The organism is Corynebacterium capitovis DSM 44611 (assembly GCF_030440535.1).
GTDB classification, from domain to species: domain Bacteria; phylum Actinomycetota; class Actinomycetes; order Mycobacteriales; family Mycobacteriaceae; genus Corynebacterium; species Corynebacterium capitovis.
Map to the genome: position 1 here is coordinate 636,321 of NZ_CP047117.1, position 24,649 is coordinate 660,969.

A 24,649-nucleotide genomic window follows, 5' to 3' on the forward strand; every position below is an offset into this window, starting at 1 on the left:
TCCCGATGAGCCGACGACTAATCCTGCTGCGTCACGGGCAGACGGGGTACAACTCCGTGAGGCGGATGCAGGGTCAGCTAGATACCGAGCTCAATGCGCTTGGTGAGGACCAAGCCCGCGCCGCCGCGCGCGCGTTGGTAGGGGCGCGGGTGACTAAAATCGTCTCCTCCGATTTGATGCGGGCTCGCCGCACGGCGGAGATCGTCGCTTCCGAGCTCGGCCTGGAAATTTCCTTGGACCCCCGTCTTCGGGAGACCCACTTGGGTCAATGGCAGGGACGGACCCACGAAGAGGTCGATTCGTTGCACCAAGGAATCCGCGCGCACTGGCGTAACAATGCTGCGTGGGCGCCGCCGGCGGGGGAGAGCAGGCTCGATGTCGCTCGACGGGCGCGTCCCGTCGTCGATGAGCTCGTTGAGTCCTATGAGCGGTGGGAAGGAAACACTGTCCTGATCGTCGCGCACGGGGGGACGATCTCTGCCCTCACGTCGAACCTGCTGGGGTTAGAGGAGAGGCAGTACCCGCTACTCAAAGGCCTCAAAAATTCGAATACGTCGCAGCTGACGGCGCTTCCGCGGTACGGCTCGGATCGTTCAGATCCCACCGACGTGCAGTGGTACCTCGATGCTTGGAACCAGGGGGCGGGGCAGTAATGCCGGTGCGTGTCGTGGTCGATTCGTCGGCCGGGTTGCCGCAGCAGATCGCGGAGGAGCTCGACATCGCCGTCGTGGACTTGCACGTGTTAGAGGGTGCAGAGGGTGATTCAACGAGCGGGTTGTCGGCCATCGAGCTTGCCGCCGCCTATGCGAGACAGCTGGAGCGCGGAAAAGACGCGGGTGTGGTCGCGCTGCATCTGTCCAAGCACCTTTCGTCGACGTGGTCGGCGGCGGTCTCGGCCTCTGCGGTTTTTCCCGATAACGTCCGCGTGATCGACACCGATACCGCAGGCATGGCGCTCGGCGCCGCGGCCATGGCGGCAGCGTCGCTCGCCCGCGAGGGAGCGGACCTTGACGCCTGCGAGGCCATCGCGCGCTCGACCGTGGAGCGCTCCGAGACCTGGCTTTACATCAGCCAGATCGATTCTCTGCGCAAAAGCGGCCGCTTATCGACGGGCACCGCGGTCCTATCTGCTGCCCTCCTCGCCACAAAACCGATCCTCCGCCTCAGCGGAGGCAAATTGGAGCTGGCCGGAAAGACCCGAACGCAGACCAAGGCCTTTTCCAAGCTCACCGAGCTCGTACTTGAGCGTGCGCAAGGCAAACCCGTCTTTGCTGCGGTCCAACACGCGGCCGATGCGGAAGAGGCTGCGGAGGTGTTGGCGAATACCCTGCGCCACGTTCTTCCCGAGCGTTCAAGCGTCCTAGTGGAACCCATCGTCGAGGTGATTGCTGTGCACACGGGACCGGGCGCCGTGGGGTTGTCCGTGGTGTTCCCCGCGGAGTTCGATGATCCGCTGCCGAGGTCGTAGCTGGGGATAAATCCCGCGACTCGGTGACGCGTCACCACGGTTATCCACAGCGCCGCTTCCACGCTCTTCACTGTCTTCGCGGGGCCATTTAGCGTAGCCGTCATGAGCGTGACGCATCGCCTCAAAGAGCTCACTCGTCCCACCGGTGAAGAAGAGATCCTGCCCGTTGAATACCCCGTTTCGCGCTACCGTGTCGAGCCGCGCCAGGCTGTCGCGGTAGGCGGGGTAGTTCTGGCTACCGCCCTGGCGTGGGTGGGCTTGAGAGTCTACGGGTCAGCCTCGCAGACACGGCTGGAGCCAACCTGGGAAACGGCCGTGGCGACCAGCACGGCACCGAGCGACGTTGTTGTCTCGGTTGTGGGCGAAGTGGAACGCCCGGCACTCGTCACTTTAGAAAACGGGGCCCGCGTTGCCGACGCCCTCGCGAGCGCGAAACCGCTGCCCTCGGCGGACCTAGTGGCCTTAAACCAGGCTCAGCCGGTTGCCGACGGGCAGCAGATCGTGGTCCAAGCCATTGGGGCTGCACCGCCTGCTGGAGTGGCACCGACCGCCGTAGGTGCAGCACCGGGAAAAGTCTCACTCAATTCCGCTTCCTCCGAGCAACTCGTCGCGCTTCCCGGCGTGGGGGAGGCAACGGCCGCGGCGATCATTGCCCACCGTGAAACAGCCGGGCCATTTACGGCGGTAGACCAGCTGATGGACGTCAAAGGCATCGGCCCAGCCAAGTTCGAAGCGCTGAAAGACCTTGTTGTCCCCTGAGCCTGCCGGCACCCGAGAGCTGCGCCTTGTCCCCGCCGGGGTGGCGGTATGGGCGGCGGCTGCGCTCGTGCTTACTACAGGCCCTGCTCCCGCCGCCCTCTGCGTGGGCACGATTGCCGTGGGCCACCTTATTGCGCGTCATGTGGGACAGGCCGTGCTTAGCGCGTGCTTGGGTACCGCATCGCTGCTCATTGCATGGTTTCGCCTTGCGACGACGCGTGCCTGGCAGTTCGCGGGGAGCATCCGGGGAACGGTTTCCGGTGCGCCCGTTGAGCTCGACAACGGCTCGGTGCTTGTTCGCGTCAGGCTGGAGGGGTACCCGGGCCCTATCACGGTTGTCACCCGTTCTGAAGTGAACGGTTTAGTTAGTGGCGCCCGCGTGAGCGCCACGGGGTCTTTCTCCGCTACCGACCAGCCCGGCACCGCCCAGGTAGTGATGAATGGCGCGGTGACGGTTGAAGCCGGGCCTACCGGCATGGCACGCGTTGCTCAGTATGTGCGCGACACGTTTGCGGACGCGGTTTCCTTACATGTCGACGGCGCGGCGCGGGGCCTTATCCCTGGTATGACGCTGGGGGATACCTCGTTGCAAACCGTTGCCGACCGGCAGACCTACATTGCCTCGGGGTTGAGCCACCTCAGCGCCGTATCGGGCAGCAATGTAGCTGTGGTCACCGCCGCGGCCGTGTCTTGCGCAGCGTTCGCGAGGCTCGGCCTACGAGCACAAACGGGGGTCGCCGGGGTCTCGCTGATGGTTTACGCCGTCCTGGTGGGCCCAGAGCCAAGTGTGCTGCGAGCATCCGTGATGGGTCTGGTGGCGTTGGTGGCTGTCTTGTCCTCATCGATCTCTCAGCCGATCCACGCACTGAGCCTGGCAGTGGTGGGGCTCGTCCTGGTGGATTCAAATGTGGCCGTGAGCTACGGCTTCGCTCTGTCCGTTGCAGCAACCGCAGGAATTGTTCTGGTCAGCCCGATAATCCGGGCTGCGATTCGGCGCCACCTCGGCGAAGAGACTCGGTGCCCCGACGCGTTGATAGGCGCGCTCTCGGTAGCCATTGCCGCCGACGCCGTCACCGCACCGGTCGTCGCGTGCATGACGGGACGGGTCTCTCTCGTTGCCGTCGCCGCTAACCTCCTTGTTACTCCGGTTGTCGCACCGGTGACCGTTCTTGGCTTGCTGGCGGCGCTTCTCGCCCTCGTACCGGGCGGCGCGGAAACCCTTGTCCTGTGGGTCACGGAACCCCTTGCGGCCTGGATCGCCGGCGTCGCACACGTCTTGTCAGCGTCCCCCTCTGCCACGGTGTCCACCGGGCCCGTGACTGCGGCCGTCATCTACGGCTGGATCCTCACTGGGGTGGTGGGTGGGCGACCTCGTCTGACGCTCGCCGCGATCACAACCGCCGCGGTGATCGCTTTCGCGCCCGCAGGACAGCGGGGTGTCGACCTTGATACGTTGACGGCGCACGTCGTTGCCACGGAAGAAGAGATCGACCCAGTTCCCACGTCCGCGCAGCTCGTCGTTGTCCTTGAACGTGGCCCGCCGCATGCACGGCCCGTTCGCACCGCAGGGGGCGTCCCTGTCTTGTACCCAAACAGGGATGGCCGCGTGCGCGTCCTTCCCGACGGCACCCAGCGGTCCGTCACGGCGGGGTTCTAGGAGGAGCTCTAGGATGGTCCGCATGGTCAATCCTGTTCACCTCGTCCTCGGTGAGGACGAGTTCCTTGCCGAACGTGCCACGCGCGCGATCGTCGCCGAAGTGGGTGAGGACGCCGAGCTGACGACGCTGCGCGCCGGTGAGGTGACCGAAGGTGAATTGCTCATGGCCACCAGCCCGTCATTGTTCGCGGAAGAACGCATCGTGCTGGTTAAGAAGGCAGAGCTAGCGGGGAAAGAGCCGACGGAACTCCTCCTGCGCGCCGCGGCGTCTCCCGCCCCCGGGATGACGCTCATCATCGAGCACACGGGCGGGGGGCGGCAAAAGGCCGCGGTGACGAAATTCCGCAAGGTGGCGGAGGTCCACCCCGCTGACTCCCTGCGCGATCGGGACCGGCATACGTGGCTGGCCAACGAGTTCCGCCGCCACGGTGCGCGGCCGACTCCCGATGTCGTCGCTGCGGTGTTGGAGTCGGTTGGCTCGGATCTGCGCGAACTCGCCGCAGCCACCGAACAACTGGTGTCGGACACGGATGGGGACATCACTGTTGCGAGCGTGCGCGCGTATTACTCGGGTGTTGCTGAGGTCTCCGGCTTTGATATCGCGGAGCAGGCGGTGGCGGGGCGAGCTGACAAGGCGCTGGCGTCGACGCGCCGGGCACTCCAGCTGGGCGTGAGCCCGGTGGCAATCGCAGCAGCGTTGGCGATGAAAGTTGGTGACATAGCTCGCCTCTACAACTCCCGGGGCAACCCCGACCAGCTAGCGCGCACGCTGGGGATGCACCCGTTTGCCGCCAAGAAGGCCATGCAGGTCGCGCGCGGTTGGTCGGGCGACGCTGTGTCGGAGGCCGTCATTCTGATTGCGGACCTCGACGCAGAGGTCAAAGGGCAGGGTGGCGAGCCCGGGTTTGCGATTGAAAACGCCGTGCGTCGCATCGCGGAGTTGGCGCGCTAACGCTTCTGGCGGCGGTGCTAGGTTTAACCGCGTGAACGATACTTCCCAGGTGCCGGAGGACGTCCAGGAGTTTGCCCGTAAGTTGTTTGATTTCGCGCGCGCGGGCGACAACACCCTGCTTGACTACGTTGACCAAGGTGTGGACGTGAACCTGTCAAACCAGGACGGCAATACCTTTGTCATGCTTGCTGCTTACGCGGGCCACGCGGACCTGGTTCGGGGTCTTGTGGGGCGTGGTGCGGACGTCGATAAGCTGAATGCGCGCGGACAATCGCCGCTGGCGGGGGCGATTTTCAAGAAGGAAGATGCCGTGATCGACGAACTGCGCGCCGCTGGGGCCGACCCTAGGGCCGGGCACCCCGATGCGATTGCGACGGCGCAGATGTTCGGTCGTGCCGACCTCGCCGAGGAATTGTCGGGTGATTAGTCCGACCGGTCTGGCGGTCATCGTTGGGTTGAATCTCATGGGCGCGGCCACCCCTGGTCCAGACATCATTTTGATCACGCGGATGGCGACGATGTCGCGTCGCCACGCGTGGGCGGCCACGCTGGGCGTTCAATCGGGTGTCATCCTGTGGTGCACGCTCACTGTGTTCGGGGCCGCGGCCCTGCTCACTGCCTTTCCGTGGACTCTTGCGGCGATCCAGCTCGTGGGCGGGGCGTACCTCGTTTGGATGGGGGTTGCGAACGTGCGCCAGGGCGTCGCGAGCGTGGGTCACCCGCCGGTTGATGACGCGGAGGGTTCGGGAAGGCTCGGCAGTGTTCGGCGCAGCTTCTTCATGGGCTTGTCCACGAACCTTGCCAACCCGAAAATTGCCGTCGCACTCTCGGCGATGATCGCACCGCTGCTGCCCGCGCACCCGTCGGTCGGGACAGCGGTCGTGGTCATCCTGGCCCTGTGGGCGAGCTCGTTCGCTCTGTTTGGGCTGCTCGCCCAAGTCGTATCCACTCATTCAGTCAGGCGCCGGTTGCTGCGGGCGGGCCCGCTTATCGACGTGGGTGCGGGTGTATTTTTCGCGGTCGTCGGCGTTTTACTTATAACCCGGGGGTTGCCACCCTTACCTGAAGCGGTTGTGAAGCCAGCCCGCAGAGCGTTAATACCCTATAGTTGAAAAAAACCTTAAAAAATTAAACCTTTCCGGAAAGCGCCTTTGCGCATATTCTGATGTAGCAGTTGTTCTTCTGCAGCAGAGCCAGACCCGCCTCCGCGTCCCACGCGCCCACTCACCGATCGGAGACAGGTGAATATTCTTTCAGTCAATGCGGGCTCCGCAGTTTCGGGAGCAGAACGCGTCCTATTTGACCTTCTGGGCCACGAAACAGCCCGGGGGAAAACCATCACGTTGGCCTGCCCGCGTGGCGCGATTACTGGCCAGATACCAGATGGCGTCTCCCACCTCGCCATCCCTCATCAAATTCCCAACGCGGATCCGGGCGCTCGTACTATTGCTAAAGTCCTGCGCACGGCAACAATTCCCGCCACGTGGATCGCGACGTCGCTGACACTGGCTCGGGCAGCCCGCTCCGCCGACCTAGTTTTGGTCAATTCGACCTTCGGGCTTCCCGCTGTTGCTCTTGCCTCCGCACTGCTGAGGGCGCGGCGCATCCAGCCGCCGCGCGTTGTCTGGCTTGCGCACGATACGGTTGTCAAACCCAAGCAAAAGATTGCTGCCCGGATGGGCGCGTCGGCCGTTGACACCGTCGTGGCCGTGTCCGAACCGACAGCCGCGGCCGTTCGGCCATGGTTCCGCAACGTCGTCGTGCGAACAAACGGAGTTGACATCCCCGGCCCCGAGTTCTTTCAGCGCAGGCAGGCGGAGCTGGCCAGCCATGAGGGCACTCCGGTCGTCGGGATGCTAGCGGCGATCACCGAGTGGAAGGCACAGGACGTCTTCGTCCAGGCGGCCGCTGATCTGGTGGCCGAAGGCGTCGACGTCCGCGTCGAGCTGGCGGGGGCTGTGTTTCCTGGTTCCGAGAACTACGGCGCGTCCCTCCGCGCACTCGTCAACGACCTCGGCATGGCGGAGAAAGTTCACTTTCTCGGCCACGTCAGCCCAGATGATGTCCTCGCGCGCTGGGACGTGCTCGTCTCGCCCTCTCGGCTTCCGGAGGCGGGGCCACTCGGGGTGCTTGAGGCCTTGGCCCACAGAGTGCCGGTCATCGCTACGGCGCTTGGGGGGACCCTCGACTACCTTCGCGACAACAGAGGGATTTTGATTCCGCCCGACCGTACCGCGGATCTCACCCGAGCCCTACGAGAATTACTCAGCAACAGCGATAAGGCACAAGCCCTGAGCGATGCCGGCTTCGACGCCGCGCAGAAGTATTACGACAAACGACAAACCATTCCGAGCATGTGGGAGGCGATCCGTGGAAGCGCTCAGTAGACGCCGTGGAAAAGCATGGTGGGTGACTGCGACGTACGCGGTCGTCGGTTCCATCGCGACGCTCGCGATGGTGACTTCCATGACGCCCAAAGTGGCGGTGGGGGATAACTTACCCACGGCTACAGCGTGCGGTTCGTACGGCATTGCGGCCTCCGCAGACTGGGCCCGGAAAACAACCGACGAGGTGCAGCAGACCTACGCACTGGCGCGCGGCGTCGGTGCCTGCGGCGTGCGCATCAGCGTGGCCTGGCCCGATATCGAGCCGCGGCGCGGAGCCTACTCGTGGGAAAACCTGGACGCACTTATCAACGGCGCCACCGCCGCCGGAGTCGAGCCCATGCTCGCACTCTACGCCGCCCCGGACTGGGCGCTCGCGGCCCACGACGCCACGCCGTCGGGTTCGTCCGGGTCGTCGAGTAACCCGTCACGAGGGTCGTCTACAAACGAGGGCTTTGCGGCGGATTTCGGCTCCTTTGCCGCCGCGGTTGCGTCACGATATGCGCAGGTGGTGAACGCCTACGAGGTGTGGAACGAGCCCAACGTGTCGCGCTTCTGGCCATCGCCCAGTATCGATGAATACGCAACCCTGCTTCAAGCGACCTACCCGCGGATTCATGCCGCTGATTCCACGGCGACAGTCGTCAGCGCAGGCCTCGCGCCGACGGCGGACACGTCTAATTCTATCTCGCCTGTGAAATTTACCCGTGGTTTGTATGAGCGGGGCGCGCAGCGCTACTTCGATGTGATGGGCATCCACCCGTACACGTGGAATGACCCGCCGGAGGACCGTCTCAGGTTCCTGAATGTCGACGAGCTGGAGGGGACTATGAACGAGTTCGGCGATACCTCGAAGCAAATGTGGGTGACTGAATACGGCGCTCCGTCGGGCGGGCTGGGTGGTCTGACGCAGACGGAGCAGTGGGAAATCATCCAGTGGGGGATTGGTGAGGCTGCCCGGCACCCGCGGATCGGGCGGTTTTACATCTATACCCTGCAGGACTACCCGCTTGGGCTCACGAACCCAGAAAGCTACTTTGGTCTTTACACTAGCCAAGGTAAGCCGAAAATTGCGGCAAACGAACTGCGAGCCCAGGCGGTGTCTTAGGAGTTCTCCTTAGGTGAGACGGATCCGCGCCGGCGTGTGGGTGTCGATTTCCTCGCGCAGCGCGCGGAGGTCCTCCTCGGTGGCAGCCCACGGCAGTGTCACGGTCAACGAACTCTTGGCTTCCTCCACGGCAATGGATTCGGTGTCGAGAGGGGTGTCGGGGTGGTGCTGCTCGACGTAGGCGCGCACTGCCTCAACAATCGCGCCTTTTTCCACGTCGTATTCGCCCACCTGGACGCGCTCCGACGCGAGACCCCGGTAGACGAAATTGTCACCAGAGATCGCGGCCAAAAACCCCGTGTCCACCTCGCCTGATGCGGTGATGGCGAGGACGCGACCCGCTACCCCCTGCGGGGTGGGTCGGCCTTTAGCGCCCACCAGGCGCAGACCGGTCAGGCCTTTGGTTCTGGGCGCCAGGGCGGCGCGGGCCGCAAGCTGTTCGGGCGTGAGGATGTCACCCCATTTCACGTCGTCCCGCTCCTCGCTCGGTTGCATCTCGAGGGTGGCCAGGCGATTGTGGAGCGCTGCTTCTTGCTCCGTGAGCGCTTGGGCATCGTCGAGAAGCAGGTGTGCGTCGGATAACAGCTGCTCGGACCACCGGGTGAAACGCTGGGCGTGCGCGTCGCATTCCTCTTGTGAGTACAGGGCTGGGTTGCCGAGCAGCTCGACGCTGAGCGCGGTTGGGGTCTTGGGCTCCATCGTGAATGAGAAGTCGTCGATCGGGCCGTGGCTCCACACTTCGTATTCGGTGGTGAGTGTCCCGTAGGCGATGTCGTCATGGAACGGGATGATGTTGAGCAGAGGGCCGAAGATGCGGGGTTTGCGGAAAAACGCGGGGCTGGCGTCGAAAATATCGCTGATCAATATGTCCTGGTGCGCGTAGCTCTGTTTTAGAGCGGCGCGGAAGCGGGCGGCGACGTCGAGGAGGGTGTCACCGTGTTCGAAACGAAGCTGGAGGGGAAGAGTCGTCGCGGTGGCGGAGTGCACGACCTTCGCTACGTCGGTGTGGCGCCCGGAGACGGGGAAGCCGACAACGGCGGTGTCTACCTGGGTGAACGCGGCGATGTAGGACAAAACAAGGGCGGCTGCCACGTCGCGCCAGGATAGCTTCGTTCCGGCGATCAGCGACCCCAACGCGGTGTTAGGGAGGCTCGTTGCTGAGATGCGCGGGAGATTGGCCGGGGCAGCGACGCGGTCGGTAAACGAAAGGTGTCGGGGTGCGCCTTCGAGCTGGCTCAGCCAGTACTGCACCGACTCTTCGCGCAGCACGCGCGGCTCAGCTGCGAGCTGCTTAAGCGTGCCGGTCCGGCACTCCGGCGCTGGCACGCCTGCGACGGCGGCCGCGATGAGCTCGCTAGCGCGGCGCCGCAGCAGCATGCCACCGTATCCGTCCAGTGCCGCGTGATGGCACCCGCCAAACCACGCGTACCGCTCGGGACCTAGCTTCGCGACGAAGCTGCGGTACGACACGGTCGGCCCGGTGATCGGAATCGGTTCCTCCCATGACTCTCGCACGCGGGCGCGAAACGCTACCTCCGGGTCGGCCTCCTCGCTGAGGTCGAGGTACGTGTGGGATCTCTCGTCCTTGGTGCCCGGAACATTGCGCCACTCGCCGTCTTCTCCCTGTTCAAGGAAGTAATGGATCGAGTCCGTCTCCTCGATTGCCTGCGCGGTGCCCTCGTACACCATGTCGCCGGTCAATCCGTCCGCGGAGTAGAAGATAAGATGAGCGACCGCGTATGCCGAGGATGTGGGGTTGCGCAACTGGCCTAGCAAGTAGGGCTCCTGGGGTCGGAGCATGGGGATGGGGGAAAGCCCGGTGGTCATGGACGTCTTTCTCGTGCTGGGGCGTGACTAATCACACGTGGAACCGGTAAATATTGGGTCTAAAAACGTGTAAACCATTCAGGATTGTAGCATGAAAAACGCTGGGAACTACGTTAAAATTTTGTCCGGCTAAAGCTGACTACGAGCGTTGCCCGGCTCGCAATGTGCCGTCCATTTTCTGACAGAAGGACCCGGTTGCTTTGACACACGCAGGACCCGCCCCGCGCACGACACTCGCCTCCGGCGACGGTATTGGTGTCGACCTCAGCGCCGGATTTCGCGCGATAAAGGAAAGCCTTCCGCTTACCATTCTGGTCACTGTTTTGGCTGCCCTCGCGGCCACGGGGTTGCTGTGGCTGCGGGATCCGGTGTACAAATCCGAAGCCGTGGTCCTTGTGGCCACACCGTCTCGCAACGAGCAAACCGCCGACCAGCTCGCGGTTCAGTCGCGCGCATTCGGGGGAGTAGTTAACGACGACTCGGCGAAACGAGGAATCGAGGAATCTACCGGCCTGGAGGTCTCGACGGCGGGTTTGACGCCAAACGTGAAGGTCATTTCGTCTGAGTCCGCCCCAGGGACGTTGACCATTTCGACCCGGGCGCATTCTCCAGAGGCGGCCAAGAAGCTTGGAGATGCCGTGATTGAGCAGATGCGAAGCCGCGCCGCCTCGGTTCGCGACGACTCTCTTGCCGACTTCGAGGCCAATTACCAGGCGCAGATCGACCAGATCGAAGCCCGGCAGAAGGCAGTCTTGGCTGTCGACCCGATGGCGGATATCACCGAGTTTCAAACGCGCCTTTACCAGTTGCGCGCTGCCGCCGACGAGCCGCGGCTCAATCATGTGGCCATTTCGCAGCTGTCGCAAGAGACCGATTCCTCTAAGAGTGCAGCGCTTCGGCCCATCTTGACCGGTACTGTGCTCGGCGTTTTGATCGGCCTGATTACCCTTGTCACTCTTGTGTTGGTCAAGCTTTCACGGACTCGCACGGTCAATCAGGTGTGGTTACGCCGCGTCGACGCTCGCGCGGGTGTCACCGTGGACGCCACCCGGGACCCCGAGGCGGAAAACCCCGGCAGGTCGTTTCCTCCCAAGACGGACGCGATTGTCGCCGCCATCCGCCGCTCGGGCAGCAACGTCGTCCTCATCACGGAGGAAGGCACCTCGCTTGTCGACGCCCCCATGCCCTGCCTTCCTAGCGAATTCGTCCGGAAGCTGACGCAACCCTGGTGGAGCGACCTCGATCTCGATGACGTTGAGCTGGGGGTAATCGTGATCCATGAAGGAGCCCCCGTCACAGCGCTGGTGGAGAAGAACCTGGATGTGTTTGATTCCCTCGGCATCCCGGTTCGAGTGGTTGTTTTCGCGGCGAAGACCGAGGGGTAGCCAAAAATGAGCTCCCAGCCCCGGGTGGGTCTCGTCCACGAGCGGTTTACTGACATTGCCGGAAGCGAACAGGTCGTCGAGCAACTAGCCCGCATCTGGCCCACCGGGCCCGTGTTCGTCCCCTTCTGCCGAGAATCAGGGATTCCAGACATTGATCGATCGCGCCTACGGTCGAGCTTCCTGCAACCCGTTTACTCTGCAGGGCAGAAGCTCTCCTACGCTCCACTACTGCCTGCGGTGCCGCGTGCGCTGCAGCACACGATCGCGAGCGAGGTTGCCGACGCGCCCCTCGACGCCTTGGTCATCAGCCACCACGCATTTGCTGTGGGGGCAGCTCGCCCGGACATCCCATCGCTGGCGTATGTGCACTCCCCGGCCCGATGGGCCTGGGATGCGACGTTTCTTAGAGGAGAGACAGACTCCCCGCTGGGGCAAAAGGCGTTACAGGTGCTGGGGCATCGGGCGCGCTCCAACGAACTACGTCACGTTCCGGCGCTGCGGGAGATTGTCGCTAACTCCTCGGCCGTTCGTGACCGCATCCGCTTGTGGTGGGGCAAAGATGCGCGCGTGATCCACCCCCCAGTCAATGTGGATTATTTTGCACCGGCGAATGACGCCACCCCGCGCGGAGACTACTTCATCGTCGTGGGGCGAATGGTCCCGTATAAGCGAGTCGACATTGCCGTGCGCGCCGCCATCGCGGCGAAGACTCGTCTTGTCGTCATTGGGGAGGGGCGCGACTTGCCCCGCATCAGCGCACTGGCGGCAACGGCCCCGGACATTGTCGAACTGAAGGGCTTCGTGCCTACGGAAGAGGTCCGAAGCCTGGTCCAGGGTGCCCGGGCCCTGCTAATGCCGGGGGAGGAAGACTTCGGGATCGTTCCAGTCGAGGCGATGGCCGCGGGTACCCCGGTGATTGCGCTAGGCAAGGGAGGAGCACTCGACTCGGTCGTCGACGGTGAAACGGGCGTCCACGTCGCGCAGGGGATTAACGACGACGAGACTGTCGCTAATTTCGCCGCCGTTATGCGGGCATTTCGCGACGACGCCTTTCCACGAGGTCGTCTTATTGCCCACGCGGCGGCGTTTTCTCCTGCGGAATTTAGGCGCAAGATGAGTGAGGCCGTCAACGCGATGCTGTAGCGCTCCCCTCTGGCGCGACAGCCGCTGGTTTTCCTGCGCTCCTCGAGCGTGTCTGGGGCGCACAGCACGCGATGGCGGGCAGTACCCAGAACAAGATATCGAGCGGGAAAATTTCAAGGTACGTGGCAAATACCGCCGAGATGCACGCCGCGGTTGTCGCGGCGAGAGCGATACACACGAACGCGTAATCAATGCTGCTGGTAGGCAGTTGGCGGAGCAGCTGGCGCATTGACCAGATCATGAACGCGACGACCGCGACGTATAGTGCCATGCCAGGAAGGCCCAGCTCGATCAGTATTTTCAAGTACTGGCTATCTGGTTGGTATGGCGGATTCAGAACGTCGATACCTGGCCCCGTCTTTTGGGCTGCGGATCCCGTGTTACCTAAACCTGTTCCCAGAGGGTGGGAAAGGACAAGTTGGAACGACTCGGCCCAATGGGTGATCCGTTGCTGCAGACTGCTCGACGAGGACAACGCTTGGATTGAGGAGCTCGAACTGAACACCGAGAGCACAACCACGAGGGCCGCGATACCGATGCCGGCCACGATTTGTACGGCTTTGAACACGCGGCGGTGCTGCGTCACACCGAGGACTATCAATCCGATAAAAAGGCCGATGTAGCTTGCGCGGACTACGGAAAATACCAGTCCGGCACCCATGACGAGTGACGCGGGCCAAAACAAGCGCGAACGAAGCCGGCGGGGCTCGAGGAGCGCGGACGACGTACCCGCCAAAAGCGCGACCATAAGGTAGAGGCCAAAGGGAAATGGCTGGTTGAAGGTGCCGAAGCTACGCAGTAGCGGGCCTGTCGTGCGTACTTGCTCGCCCCACGTGTACCCCATTTCGACGAGCCGTTCGCCCCCCACCATCTGCTGCAGGAGGCCGTAGATGGCAGTAATTGTGCCAGTGATAAGAAGAACTGAAATGAGGCGGTCTTTGTCGCGCTGAGTAAAGGGGTAGCGCCAGATGATAAAGACGAGGAGCAAGTAGAAGAACGCGATCTTGATGGGGAAAAAGCTCCACAATCCGTGAACGATGACGCCTGACATCACTCCGAAGGGGATCAGTATCGCCAGCGGGCGCGCCCACGGCAGAAACGCGCGGTAGTGACCAGCGTCCGAGGCCGGCTGGGCGATGAAGCTACCTGCCAGGATGGCGAGGACCGCGAGTTCCTTCCAAAAAGAGGACGTAACGGGAAAAATGGTCAACAACCCATGGAAAGGTACGAGCGATAGGAAACACAACACGGCTGTTTGAGGGCGCCGGACGGAGATGACAAAAAAGACGCCGGCCAGCGTGACAGCAGTTAGAACGTGCATCGGAGTCCTCCTTCATTCTGGCCGCGCCGGGCGCGGGCGGCTCAGTTCGGGACAGCTTTACTTAAATTAACTCACCTCGCCGGTTCTCGCTGGTGCGTCCACCGAGACGGCGCGAGAGCGGGAAGGCGGGTTGAAGGGCCAACTGGCGGACAGTTTCAGGTACAGCACGTAGAGGCAGACAGCGAGCGTCCCCGCCAGAAACCAGTGCAAGCGATTGCTAAGGGTCACGGCCATCAGCGGGTAGCCGATGGCCGCGACGGCGACTACCTGTCGGGCGAGTTCGCCGAGAGGAAGGAGCTTGGGCACCCCGACCTGGGCGCGCACCAGCATTAACGTGACGACCATGAGCCCGCCCTCGGTGATGACTGTGGCAACCGCGGCGCCGTTCATCCCCCAGTGCGGGATGAGGACAAGGTTGAGGCACACTTTGACAACCAGGGCCGCCAAGGCGGCGATGGGAAAGCCCACTAGGCGCTTCGCTGCGAGGAGAACCGCCAGGGCGACCGTGGAGATCCCGCTGAACCCAGCGGAAACCACCAGAAGGCGCGCCGAGAGCCCAGCGGAAATGAACTCGGAACCATAGAGGAGCGAAATGAGGTTGTCTGCCGTCGGGGTGAACCCGACGACTGCCAGTGCCCCTAGGGTCGCAGCTGTAATGATGGCGCGGCGTGTGTGCTGCGCGAATCGTTGCTGGTCGCGGGTGTATGAGGTGACCAGCACGGTAGTATAAGGCAGAGCGAGGGAGGTAATGGACAACCCAAGGACGTCCGAGAACTTGTAGGAAATGGCGTAGACACCCACTGGCTCAAACCCCACCAACCGCTCGAGCATGAGCTGGTCAACCTTGGTGAGGAGGAGGAAGAGCGCGTACCCGATGGAGATTGGGATGGATTCTATAAGCGTGTCCCGCCAGCCGAGCATCGGGTGGTCGAAGGCGGGAATGAGATCGGGCAACTTACCCGAATGAATTCCCCACCAACGGCTGGCCAGCGTAATAATCTCCCTGATTAAAGGGGCAATGATGAACGCGAAAACAGAAGGCGCGGCCCATGCAATGAACGCAATGACGAGTAGCTGCGCCATCTGCGCGATGATGTCCCAGCGCGCAATGAATCCCAGCTGGAGCCGGCTTTGGTAGAGCACCATCAGTGCGTTCGCGGGCGTCGATAAAATGATGATGATCCCCGCAAAGAGGATGAGTCCGGAGACGCGCGGGCCCTGGCCGCTGATGACCGCGTAACCCACTGCGAAGAGATAGCCCGCCATTCCCAACACGAGACGAAGCACGATGAACGAGCCCGCCGCAAGCTGGTTGCTGCGAGCATCATCGCTAGTGATCCTGCCCAGCACCGCGCGCCCAACCCCCAGGTCGGTCACCACGGCCATCAGGCCAAGAAGTGCAAAAATGAAGGAGTATATGCCCCAGTCCATAGGGGAAAGGGTGCGGGCGATGGTAACGCTCCCGAGCCAACCGAAGACAGCCGAGATGATCCGAGAGACGATCATCGCACTGCCGCTTGTCAGAACCTCCCGGTCGTCATGGGAGTGAAGGGAATCCGCCTGCGTTGTCACCTCGCCCCCCTCACCGAAAAGCGCCGCAATTGCTGCACGGCGTCATCAAGGAGTGTCGCGGTCTGCTCAAGCGAGTCGGGGCGGTGCAAGCTGTGGTCCCCCGCGGGAGCATTGAGTGCCGTGGCCCTGACCTTGAGTCTCCGCACTCTACCCAGCGTTTCTGGACCGCGGTGCCGCAGGAAATGCTCGAAGTCAACGGGGGAGAAGACGAGATCCACGGACACACCTCGCCCAGCGAGGCACCGCAGCATCGGCCCAGGGTTCTGGACAAGCCCAACTATCGCGCCGGCCTTCCACACGGCAAGTGGGATAAACCGCCCGATCACAACGGCAGCGGGCTTAATTCGTGCGCGCCACGATGTCGCTTCGTCACCGGCGCGAGTTAACTTACCCGTGTCGGGGTCGAGCCCATGTCGACGTACAAATTTCTTATCGACGGGCCTGCGACTCCGCGACCACTGGGTCAGATTCACCAACACCGCTGAGTGGGCTCGCAAAGCGATGGCCACCTCGGAGGCCATCCATGCCCCCGAGCACAAGCCGGCCACCAAGATTGGCCGCTGACCGCTTGGTAAGGTGTCGAGTCCGTCGGCCACCCATGAGGCAACCGCTACCGCATCCTTTCGAGACTGCAGGGAGTACAGCACCGGAATGGACCCCGGGGCGATGATTCCGGATTCGCCACAGTTGTCTTTATCGTGGCGTACGAATTCGAGACCGCGCCCCGCTTCTTTGCGCGCGTAGTCGACCCACAGGCGCCCCGGCCCCCATGACGCCTCATTTGCCGTGGACTCGAAAACCACCGCTGCGCGCGGCGGTTCTGTCGCGCTCCGCGTCACAAACGTCAGCAGCGCACGGTCCGTAGCAAGCTCGATTAGTTCTTCAAGGAGCTCACCCTCCGGTGATGTGAACCGTGTGACCCGCGCTAAATTCCTCAGCCTCGGCGAGGACGCCTGGAGACCGTGTGCGCCTTTTTTGTGTCCTGCACACGCCGAAAGGACGTCGACAAGCTGGGCAATGTCCCGGTAGGGCACATGGTGAACAAGTGAGGGTGGGGAGAAGAAGGGGTCTGACTCTCGGACCCGGATGGTGGTGCTGGCGAGTTCACACAGGGGGGCAAGCGTAGGCTTGGTCGCGGTGTCGGACTGTGTGGCGATGATGCGCTCGGGTCCTGTGCGAAGTGGCATCTTCTGCCAGCTGAGTGAAGACAACTGGGCGGCTAGCTCCGCTGATGGGGAGAACTCAAGCGCCGTCACACGGTTCGGATCAGGGGCGGGGCCGGCGGCGACGACAAACTTGGCCTGCTGCTCGCGGAGCCATCGTTTCCCCGTTGCGGGTGGTTCCCAGTGCACGACGCGCTCGACCGCGTTCACTTCGTCGTCGCGTGCTTGAGCGAGCCAGGATTCGACAAGGAACGCCCCCATGCCGACGGTGACGAGCGAAACGCCCGTGAGACTGAGCGAGCGGGCGTGCGCGAGGGCCGAGGATAGGGAGATCAGCCATGCGTCCCAGGTTCTAGAACCGAAGGACGAACCGGTGCCGGGCAGATCGAAGCGTAGCGAGGCCAACCCGTACGTGGCCAGCTGGCCGGAAAGGTAGCGCAACCCGCGGTGGGTCGTGATCTTCTCCTCTCCAAATGGTGCCACGATGATGACTACGCTGGTTGTCGCCCCAACGTCGGGGACATCCAGGCAGGCAAAAAGATCGTCATTGCTGCCAAACCAGTGCGGGTACGTCGAAAACCCGACGTTGTTCATGCAACCGGGCGTGGTGCGGGGCATCACAGGCCGAGTGCCGAACGAACCGCGCCAGGCCACGCCGATGCCTCGACGCCGTGCACGGCGAACAGGGCAAGCGTGATGCGCTCGAGACCGAAGGCAGTGCAGGATGTGTGGGCAACGGCGCCGGTGTCGTCGAGAAGGTCGAAACGGGACCCGAAGTGATCTACCGCGTAGTTACAGGAGGCAACGGCAACCGGTTCGAAGTCGGGGCCGTAAACGGGCACGACAAATTCCGTCTTCAAGTCGCCGCTCAACTGCCCCGTGGCGAGGAGTTTGCCGGCTCGGCCAAAGAACGGGTCGTTGGCAATGACCTCCTCCACCGGCAGGCCGAGGGATCTAAGGAGCTCGGAAACGCGCGTGACCCAGCCCAGCCGGAACTGCGCTGCGGTGGTGGCGTCCCCGGCGTAGACGAGCTCGCGCATGCGGAAGGCCCGCTGCCGCATCGGATCCGTAGACGGTTCGTTGCGGAAGCACCAGCCCTCTACGTCGGAAGTAATGCCGCCCGCGGGGAGCTCGTGGGGCAGCTGCGGGTAGAGCGGGTGGCAGGCGGCGGAGACCATGCACATGTCGTCTGGCTCGAGGAAGTGCTCCCAGGCTTTTCCACCTCGGCGGGTCTTGAGCAGCTCGCGGTGCTCCTTATCGCCCCCGGTAAAGACACTGATCACCCCAGTGAGCTGGGGGAAAGACTCAATGTAGTCGGTCTTTTCGTAGATGCTGGCCGGAAAAATCGGTCCGAACCGGTGAATTGCCCATCCGTCCGGCCCGCACAGCGCGGTTGTCTCGTCCCGCGTCTTCGAAATGAGTTTGCTTACACCCTCGAGTACGCCCGTGTAGACCGAATGTCGGTCGTAGAGCCCGGGCGCACCCGCCCGGCTGAGAACCCCCGCTCCGATGAGACTATCGGTGAATTCAGCGCGGGCGCGTTCCAAAGCGTCCTGCGTGGGGGAGGCAGTGAGGATAGACGTGGTCTGGGAGGAGTGGTCCATTCCGTTTCCTTGCTGGTCGGGCTGTAGACAATTGGAAGTTCCCGAAAGGTCATCATATACTGTGAACGTTCGTGGAAAGCGCTTACTGGAGGCTTAATATTTTCCACACCAGCGCAGTGGCGGGAGGTCCTGTTGTGCTTCGTGTGCTATCAAGATGGGTAGACCACATTGCGTCTCCCGTGCGCAGGTGTGCCCGTAGCGCGGATCCTTCCGTCCGGGTCGGATGCGACATTGCGTCGATACGCGAGGTCCGCGAAACCTACGCGCGCTTTGGCTCGCGCTACGCGCAACGCGTCCTCCAACTCGATCTCAACGAGTCCGACGCTGTCGAGTTTCGGGCCGAGACGCTTGCGGGGAGGTTCGCGGCCCTGGAGGCCGTGTCCAAGGTCCTCGACGCCCGCCACCATGGACTAGTTCCGGCCGACATCGCTGTCTCAACCTCTGCCACGGGCCGCCCAGTCGTGACGCTTTCGGGGGTGGCAGCGCAACGCGCCGGGGAACTCGGCATTCGCTCGTGGGACGTGTCGATTTCCCACGACGGGGGCTTCGCCATTGCCGTGGCGGTGGCAAGTTGCGACTCGCAGTACCGACACGGTCACCTACTCCAACTACGAAAGGCGATTCCATGACTGACATCCTCACCGAAATCCGGTCCGCGCTCGACGAAGCGACCAGGGGATCCATCGACGCCTCCACCGTCGACGCTGAGACCGACTTGATCGCCCGCGGGATGTCTTCCCATCAGATCGTGCAGTGGATGCTCGGTATCGAGGAGGCGCTCGACATCGAGTTTGAGGATGAGCAGCTCAACCGTGACACGTTCCGGACGATCGACTCAGTCTACAAAGCAGTGGACACCCTGCTAGGTTAGTAGCTTATTAACTGAAGGTGTCTTGCCGCCATGTCCGTGCAAAACCGCGAGATTGAGCAGTCCCGCCCGACCCGTGTGGCGTTCGATCTCGACCCCGCCCACCGCCTCTGCGACGCCTTAATCTGCGTCATCGCCAGCTTCGTTTCCCATGGCCGTTCCCCGATCGCCTTGGCCGTGGTGATGATCATCGGCCTACAGTTCGCTGCCAATTTCTATCGCAATCGCATCACGCTGTCGACTATCGACGAGTTCCCCCGGATCGCCATCACCGGTGGAGCTGTAGCGTTCATCTCCGCGGTACTGACCGATCAGGGCTGGACGTCGCGGGGCACGCTCGCGTACTGCGTGCTCGTCGTCGCGTCTATGGTTGTTGGGCGCATCATGACGAATGGGGTCATCAGGACGATCCGCAAGCGTGACGTCGACAAGCGAAAACGCACGGTGATTCTGGGGAGCGGTCCGACGGGATGGGACATCGGCAGGATCTTGTGCGACAAGCCGGAGCTGGGGCTGTACCCGGTCGCCGTCGTGGATAAAAACGTCGTTGGGGAGGGAGAGCGGCCTGCGGAGTTGCCCGTGAAGAGAATTGAACGCGGCGGCCTCAAGCGCTTTCTAACCCGCGTGCGCGTGCGGACCCTCCTCGTCGCGGACAGTAACTATGACAAAATGGAGATCCTGGATCTACTGCGCGAGTGCACGCGGCTTGATACCGAGATCTTTATTGTTCCGGAGCTGGCCGACTACGTCAGCCTCGAAGGCACGATGGATCGCGTCCGTTCCTACCCCCTTACGCGGGTTCGCCGTGCCGCGTACCGCTCGCTGACCTGGCGACTTAAGCGACCTCTCGGAATGCTGCTCAGCGGGGCGGCGCTGGTCGTGCTTTCGCCCCTTTTCGCTATCCTTGCGCTGCTGATCAAAGCGGGGGATCCGTCCGCTCCGGTGCTGTTCCGCCAGATTCGAGTCGGGGTGGACGAAAGGCCGTTTGAGTTGTACAAGTTTCGCTCGATGACACCTAAGAACGTGCAGGAAAGCGACACGACGTGGAACATTGCGGGCGATCCGCGTATTACCCGTGTGGGTGCCTTCATGCGAAAGTACTCGCTCGACGAGCTGCCGCAGATTTACAACGTCTTTCGCGGGGACATGGCGCTGGTCGGGCCGCGCCCAGAGCGGCCTGTTTTCGTGCAGCAATTCAACGAGGAACTTGCCGGCTACCGCGCGCGGCACCGCGTGCCCGTCGGGCTGACTGGCTGGGCCGCCGCGAACGGGCTGCGCGGGGATACGAGTATTCGCGAACGCGTCCAATTTGACAACTTCTACATCGAAAATTGGTCCCTCTGGCTGGACTTCAAGATCCTCGTCCTCACCATCGGCGCGGTGTTCAAGGGGAGCGGGTCCTAAATGCGTACAGAAAAGCCCATACGCGTTGTGCTTGGCGCCATGGCGCTGCGGCCGGGCGGCAGCGGAGTCCAGACCTACGAGCGCGAGCTCATTCGCGCCCTCGGTCGCTGCGATGCTCCCGACGTCGACTTTGCGGCCACCGTGCAGTCCGACGCTGTCGCGGAGCTGCCCTCTCGCGTAAAAGCCATTACCCGCCCCGTCGGCAGCGGAGCGAAGCGCGCCCTGTTCGGGCTCCTCCCAGCCGGACAGGCGGACGTGTTTCATTCGCTCGACGTGGACTTGCCTGTGGGGCAGCGCGGAACGTTAGTGGCGACGGTCCACGACATGTCCGTTTTCGATACTCCCTGGGCGATGAGCAAGGCCCGCGCCCGGGGTGAGCAAGCGCTGTTGCGCCGCAGTCTTCGGGCGGCGGACGTGCTCATCGCGGTCTCGGAGTTCACGGCGAAACGCGTCAAGGAATTGACAGGCCGCGTAGCTCGCGTCATCCCGCTTGCGCCCGCATCCTGGGTGAGGGTGCCCGGTGAGAAGGAAGTTGAGGCCGTCCGCGCCAAGTACGCCCTCCCGGAAAGTTTTGTGTTCCAGTTGGGGACGCTCGAACCCAGGAAGAAGCCAGACGTGGTCGCCGCGGCCGCGCAGCGCCTGGGGGTTCCCATGGTGCTTGCGGGCGCGGGCACGGATGCTCCCAACCTCGGCTTCCCAGCCAGAGGCTTGGGCTACGTCGATCGGGAGGACATCCCCGCGCTCTACCGCGCGGCCACCGTCGTGTGCTACGCATCGACCTATGAGGGCTTCGGCTTACCGCCTCTCGAGGCCATGGCCTGTGGCGCGGTTGTCGTTGCCAGCGACGTCGGGGGGATCAGGGACGCGGTGGGAGAGGGCGCGGTTCTCGTCGATACGTTGAGCTTTGACGCGTGGGTCGGTGCGCTGCAAGGCCCACTTTTTGACGCCGATCAGCGCGACCACCTCATCCGCCGCGCCGGGCAGCGCGTGGCCGAGATGAGCTGGGATACCGTTGCCCGCGAGACACTGACCGTCTACCGCGACGTCGTCTGAGGCGCGGCGGTGAAACAAAAGCCCGCCTTCCCGTGGGGAAAGGCGGGTTCAAGGTGGCGCTAGCTTAGGCCATCTTGTTCAGGGCGCGGGCCATGTTGGACTTCTTGTTCGCCGCGTTGTTGCGGTGGTAGACGCCCTTGGTCACGGCCTTGTCCAGCTTGCGGGACGCGATGCGCAGCTGCTCCTCGGCGGCAGCCTTGTCGCCGGACTCGACAGCTTCCTGGAATTTGCGGATCTCCGTGCGGGTGGCGGAGCGAACCGCCTTGTTGCGCAGGCGCCGCTTTTCATTGGTGAGGATGCGCTTCTTCTGCTGCTTGATGTTTGCCATGTTTAAAATACCTCTTGACGTCGGTTGAAACTGGAAAGACGCGGGCCCAAGGTCCTGCTCGCGTCGCGCTGCGTCCCGGATGCCTGGAGGCGCTCCGGGCGCGGACAACCCCTATAAGCTATCAGAGTTAAGGGGGAGGGCCAAAACGGCTACACCCAGTCGAAATGGTCGCGCAGGCGGTTGGCGATGCGCTCGAAACGGCGCGGAGGGATGTACGTTCCGCGGCGGTGGAGCTCCGACTCGGGGACCATCACCGTCTTGTCCAGGCGCACCCAGCAGGGATTGCCGTTATACTCCCACTCCCCGGAACCGATCCCCAACCAGTGCTCGCGCGTCGGGTGATCCTCCTCGGGGGAGATGAGAAGCCCCAGCACGTCGCGGTGCTCCCGACCGACAACGACGAGGGAGCGCTCCTGCGGGGGGTTGGTCGGCACGGTGACCCACACGACCTCGCCGGGTTCGGCCTGCCCATCCATGTCGGGGGCGTAATAGATGCTGCGCGCAACCTTCGCGGTCGGTTTGACCAGCAGTTGGGAGGCGATCTTGTGGCTGCGGTCTCGCGGCGTGCTGCCCAAACGTTCGTTGAGGAGCGCGAGGCCTTGGTCGAGTGCGCTGCTGCGGTGGCGCTTCGACCTGCGAAATAACATGGGCGACCTTTGGGGAGAGGTGGGTTTAGCGGGCGTGCGGTATGGCATTCAGACTACGTCCGTGTTGACGTGTGGACAAGCGGTTTTGGCAGTGTTTTGCCTGCGATTTTGAGCCGGTAAAGTGGACGGGACCATGGCTGCGCACATCGACAACTTCGCGGAAGTGACCTTCACGGATCCCGCCCACATCCGCAATTTCTGCATCATTGCCCACATCGACCACGGGAAATCGACCCTCGCGGACCGCATTTTGCAGTACTCCAAAGTGGTCAGCGAACGCGACATGCGCGAGCAATTCCTCGACAACATGGACATCGAGCGCGAGCGCGGCATCACCATCAAAGCGCAGAACGTGCGCCTACCGTGGACGCCCACCAGTGGCCCCTTCGTGGGCCAGCAAACCGTGCTCCAAATGATCGACACGCCCGGGCACGTCGACTTCTCCTACGAGGTGTCGCGCGCCCTCGAGGCGTGCGAGGGGGCCATTTTGCTTGTCGACGCAGCCCAGGGGATCGAGGCGCAAACGCTGGCCAACCTGTACATGGCGATGGACAACGACCTGGAGATCATCCCGGTCCTCAACAAGATTGACCTGCCAGCGGCGGACCCGGACAAGTACGCCCTCGAGATCGCGAACATCATCGGTGTCGAGCCGGAGGACGTGCTGCGCGTGTCCGGCAAGACGGGGCAGGGCGTGCCGGAGCTGCTAGATAAGTTGGTCGAGCTCGTTCCGCCGCCCACCTCGGAGCACGGGGCGGACGCCCCGGCGCGGGCGCTGATTTTCGATTCCGTCTACGACACGTACCGTGGCGTGGTCACTTACGTTCGCATGATTGACGGGACGCTGCGGCCGAACCAGCAGGTCACCATGATGAATACGGGTGTGCGCCACGAGATCCTCGAGATCGGGGTGGTCTCACCGACCATGAAGAAGACCGCGGGGCTCGGCCCGGGCGAGGTGGGCTACCTCATCACGGGCGTGAAAGACGTGCGAGAGACGCGCGTGGGGGACACGGTCACGTGGGCGTCGAAAGGCGCGACCGTGCCCCTCGCTGGCTTCGAGGAGGTCAAGCCGATGGTGTACTCGGGCTTGTTCCCCGTCAGCCAGGAGGACTTCCCGGCGCTGCGGGAGTCGCTGGAGAAGCTGCAGCTTAACGACGCCTCCCTCACCTGGGAGCCCGAAACCTCCGTGGCGCTGGGCTTCGGATTCCGCTGCGGCTTCCTCGGCCTGCTGCACATGGAAATCACCCGCGACCGCCTCGAGCGCGAGTTTGACCTCGACCTGATCTCTACCGCCCCGTCCGTCACCTACCGGGTCATCGCAGAGGACGGCTCCGAGCAGGTCGTGCACAACCCCTCCGACTGGCCCGGCGGCAAGTTGCAGGCCGTTTACGAGCCGGTGGTGAACATGACGCTGCTCGTGCCGCAAGAGTTCGTGGGCACCACGATGGAGCTGTGCCAGTCCAAACGCGGAACGATGAAGAACTTGGAGTATCTCTCCGAGGACCGGGTGGAACTGCGCTACATCATGCCGCTGGGTGAAATCATCTTCGACTTCTTCGACATGCTGAAGTCGCGCACCAAGGGCTACGCCTCGTTAAACTACGAGGAGGCAGGCGAGCAGGAAGCGGACCTAGTCAAGGTGGACATCCTGTTGCAGGGGGAGCCCGTGGACGCCTTCTCGGCGATCGTTCACCGGGACTCCGCCCTGTGGTACGGCAACAAAATGACAAAGAAGCTCAAGGAGCTTATTCCGCGCCAGCAGTTCGAGGTGCCGGTCCAGGCCGCCATCGGATCCAAGATCATCGCCCGCGAAAACATCCGCGCCCTGCGCAAGGACGTGCTGTCCAAGTGCTACGGCGGCGACATTTCGCGCAAGCGCAAGCTGCTGGAGAAGCAGAAGGCCGGCAAGAAGCGCATGAAGTCCATCGGCTCGGTGACCGTGCCGCAGGAGGCGTTTGTCGCAGCACTGTCCACGGACGAGGGTTAGCCGGGCCGAGGGCGAG

At 63.1% G+C, this 24,649-nt stretch carries 23 protein-coding genes; 16 read left to right on the forward strand and 7 right to left on the reverse strand.

Translation table 11 applies throughout. The features are described from left to right. Nucleotides 1–5 precede the first annotated feature (5 nt). The 9 genes from CAPI_RS03170 (at nucleotide 6) to CAPI_RS03210 (ending at nucleotide 8,328) form a co-directional block, all read left to right on the forward strand. The gene (locus CAPI_RS03170; protein WP_040356529.1) at nucleotides 6–653 is read left to right on the forward strand and encodes a histidine phosphatase family protein; all 648 of its coding nucleotides are present in this window, start codon (nucleotides 6–8) and stop codon (nucleotides 651–653) included. After that, nucleotides 653–1,468 (forward strand): DegV family protein, encoded by an 816-nt coding sequence (locus CAPI_RS03175; RefSeq protein ID WP_018016593.1) that lies wholly within the window; start codon nucleotides 653–655, stop codon nucleotides 1,466–1,468. The genes CAPI_RS03170 and CAPI_RS03175 overlap by 1 nt, the downstream gene beginning before the upstream one ends. A 102-nt stretch (nucleotides 1,469–1,570) precedes the next feature. After that, nucleotides 1,571–2,227, forward strand: a complete 657-nt coding sequence (locus CAPI_RS03180) for a ComEA family DNA-binding protein (protein WP_018016594.1) — start codon at nucleotides 1,571–1,573, stop codon at nucleotides 2,225–2,227. Continuing rightward, complete coding sequence (locus tag CAPI_RS03185; RefSeq protein WP_018016595.1) at nucleotides 2,217–3,884, forward strand: ComEC/Rec2 family competence protein; 1,668 nt, start codon at nucleotides 2,217–2,219, stop codon at nucleotides 3,882–3,884. The genes CAPI_RS03180 and CAPI_RS03185 overlap by 11 nt, the downstream gene beginning before the upstream one ends. A 13-nt stretch (nucleotides 3,885–3,897) precedes the next feature. Beyond that, nucleotides 3,898–4,836, forward strand: a complete 939-nt coding sequence (holA, locus tag CAPI_RS03190; protein ID WP_018016596.1) for a DNA polymerase III subunit delta — start codon at nucleotides 3,898–3,900, stop codon at nucleotides 4,834–4,836. 31 nt (nucleotides 4,837–4,867) lie between these two features. After that, a complete protein-coding gene (locus tag CAPI_RS03195; protein WP_018016597.1) occupies nucleotides 4,868–5,263 on the forward strand; it encodes an ankyrin repeat domain-containing protein in 396 nt (131 codons plus the stop codon). Then, nucleotides 5,259–5,948 (forward strand): LysE family translocator, encoded by a 690-nt coding sequence (locus tag CAPI_RS03200; protein WP_051059694.1) that lies wholly within the window; start codon nucleotides 5,259–5,261, stop codon nucleotides 5,946–5,948. The genes CAPI_RS03195 and CAPI_RS03200 overlap by 5 nt, the downstream gene beginning before the upstream one ends. A gap of 129 nt (nucleotides 5,949–6,077) precedes the next feature. Continuing rightward, the gene (locus CAPI_RS03205; protein ID WP_018016599.1) at nucleotides 6,078–7,223 is read left to right on the forward strand and encodes a glycosyltransferase family 4 protein; all 1,146 of its coding nucleotides are present in this window, start codon (nucleotides 6,078–6,080) and stop codon (nucleotides 7,221–7,223) included. A 22-nt stretch (nucleotides 7,224–7,245) separates the two neighbouring features. Beyond that, on the forward strand, nucleotides 7,246–8,328 hold the full coding sequence (locus CAPI_RS03210) for a beta-galactosidase (RefSeq protein ID WP_018016600.1): 1,083 nt from the start codon (nucleotides 7,246–7,248) through the stop codon (nucleotides 8,326–8,328). Between the two features lie 9 nt (nucleotides 8,329–8,337). Here the strand turns inward: CAPI_RS03210 and CAPI_RS03215 are convergent, their stop codons facing one another. Then, nucleotides 8,338–10,155 (reverse strand): condensation domain-containing protein, encoded by a 1,818-nt coding sequence (locus tag CAPI_RS03215; RefSeq protein ID WP_018016601.1) that lies wholly within the window; start codon nucleotides 10,153–10,155, stop codon nucleotides 8,338–8,340. A gap of 200 nt (nucleotides 10,156–10,355) precedes the next feature. Here CAPI_RS03215 and CAPI_RS03220 point away from each other — a divergent pair, with 200 nt between their 5' ends. Together CAPI_RS03220 and CAPI_RS03225 are read left to right on the forward strand one after the other, a co-directional pair. Beyond that, nucleotides 10,356–11,540 (forward strand): Wzz/FepE/Etk N-terminal domain-containing protein, encoded by a 1,185-nt coding sequence (locus tag CAPI_RS03220; RefSeq protein WP_018016602.1) that lies wholly within the window; start codon nucleotides 10,356–10,358, stop codon nucleotides 11,538–11,540. A gap of 6 nt (nucleotides 11,541–11,546) precedes the next feature. Continuing rightward, nucleotides 11,547–12,683, forward strand: coding sequence for a glycosyltransferase (locus CAPI_RS03225; protein WP_026156995.1), 1,137 nt, complete (start codon nucleotides 11,547–11,549; stop codon nucleotides 12,681–12,683). Here the strand turns inward: CAPI_RS03225 and CAPI_RS03230 are convergent. The 4 genes from CAPI_RS03230 to CAPI_RS03245 all read right to left on the reverse strand — a co-directional run bounded on the left by CAPI_RS03230 (nucleotide 12,667) and on the right by CAPI_RS03245 (nucleotide 18,343). Next, nucleotides 12,667–14,004 (reverse strand): O-antigen ligase family protein, encoded by a 1,338-nt coding sequence (locus CAPI_RS03230; RefSeq protein ID WP_018016604.1) that lies wholly within the window; start codon nucleotides 14,002–14,004, stop codon nucleotides 12,667–12,669. The two genes, CAPI_RS03225 and CAPI_RS03230, sit on opposite strands and share 17 nt — an antisense overlap. A gap of 66 nt (nucleotides 14,005–14,070) precedes the next feature. Continuing rightward, nucleotides 14,071–15,576, reverse strand: coding sequence for a flippase (locus CAPI_RS03235; protein WP_018016605.1), 1,506 nt, complete (start codon nucleotides 15,574–15,576; stop codon nucleotides 14,071–14,073). After that, complete coding sequence (locus tag CAPI_RS03240; RefSeq protein ID WP_040356530.1) at nucleotides 15,573–17,333, reverse strand: alpha/beta hydrolase family protein; 1,761 nt, start codon at nucleotides 17,331–17,333, stop codon at nucleotides 15,573–15,575. The genes CAPI_RS03235 and CAPI_RS03240 overlap by 4 nt, the downstream gene beginning before the upstream one ends. A 23-nt stretch (nucleotides 17,334–17,356) precedes the next feature. Further along, on the reverse strand, nucleotides 17,357–18,343 hold the full coding sequence (locus CAPI_RS03245; RefSeq protein WP_018016607.1) for an aminoacyl--tRNA ligase-related protein: 987 nt from the start codon (nucleotides 18,341–18,343) through the stop codon (nucleotides 17,357–17,359). 179 nt (nucleotides 18,344–18,522) lie between these two features. On the opposite strand from CAPI_RS03245, the gene acpS reads away from it, so the two are divergent. Genes acpS through CAPI_RS03265 form a run of 4 tightly spaced genes read left to right on the forward strand, consistent with a single transcriptional unit; the run spans nucleotide 18,523 to nucleotide 21,668 of the window. After that, nucleotides 18,523–18,972 carry a holo-ACP synthase gene (gene acpS / locus CAPI_RS03250; protein WP_018016608.1) on the forward strand — a complete coding sequence of 150 codons (450 nt, stop codon included), beginning with the start codon at nucleotides 18,523–18,525 and terminating at the stop codon, nucleotides 18,970–18,972. Then, on the forward strand, nucleotides 18,969–19,214 hold the full coding sequence (locus CAPI_RS03255; RefSeq protein WP_018016609.1) for an acyl carrier protein: 246 nt from the start codon (nucleotides 18,969–18,971) through the stop codon (nucleotides 19,212–19,214). The genes acpS and CAPI_RS03255 overlap by 4 nt, the downstream gene beginning before the upstream one ends. Before the next feature lie 30 nt (nucleotides 19,215–19,244). Beyond that, the gene (locus CAPI_RS03260) at nucleotides 19,245–20,615 is read left to right on the forward strand and encodes a sugar transferase (RefSeq protein ID WP_018016610.1); all 1,371 of its coding nucleotides are present in this window, start codon (nucleotides 19,245–19,247) and stop codon (nucleotides 20,613–20,615) included. Beyond that, nucleotides 20,616–21,668, forward strand: a complete 1,053-nt coding sequence (locus CAPI_RS03265) for a glycosyltransferase family 4 protein (RefSeq protein ID WP_018016611.1) — start codon at nucleotides 20,616–20,618, stop codon at nucleotides 21,666–21,668. 64 nt (nucleotides 21,669–21,732) lie between these two features. Here the strand turns inward: CAPI_RS03265 and rpsT are convergent, their stop codons facing one another. Beyond that, complete coding sequence (gene rpsT, locus CAPI_RS03270) at nucleotides 21,733–21,996, reverse strand: 30S ribosomal protein S20 (RefSeq protein ID WP_018016612.1); 264 nt, start codon at nucleotides 21,994–21,996, stop codon at nucleotides 21,733–21,735. Between the two features lie 149 nt (nucleotides 21,997–22,145). Further along, nucleotides 22,146–22,643: a type II toxin-antitoxin system PemK/MazF family toxin gene (locus CAPI_RS03275; RefSeq protein ID WP_018016613.1), complete on the reverse strand. Its 498-nt coding sequence runs from the start codon at nucleotides 22,641–22,643 to the stop codon at nucleotides 22,146–22,148. Between the two features lie 133 nt (nucleotides 22,644–22,776). Here CAPI_RS03275 and lepA point away from each other — a divergent pair, with 133 nt between their 5' ends. Beyond that, nucleotides 22,777–24,633, forward strand: coding sequence for a translation elongation factor 4 (gene lepA / locus CAPI_RS03280; protein WP_018016614.1), 1,857 nt, complete (start codon nucleotides 22,777–22,779; stop codon nucleotides 24,631–24,633). Nucleotides 24,634–24,649 lie beyond the last annotated feature (16 nt).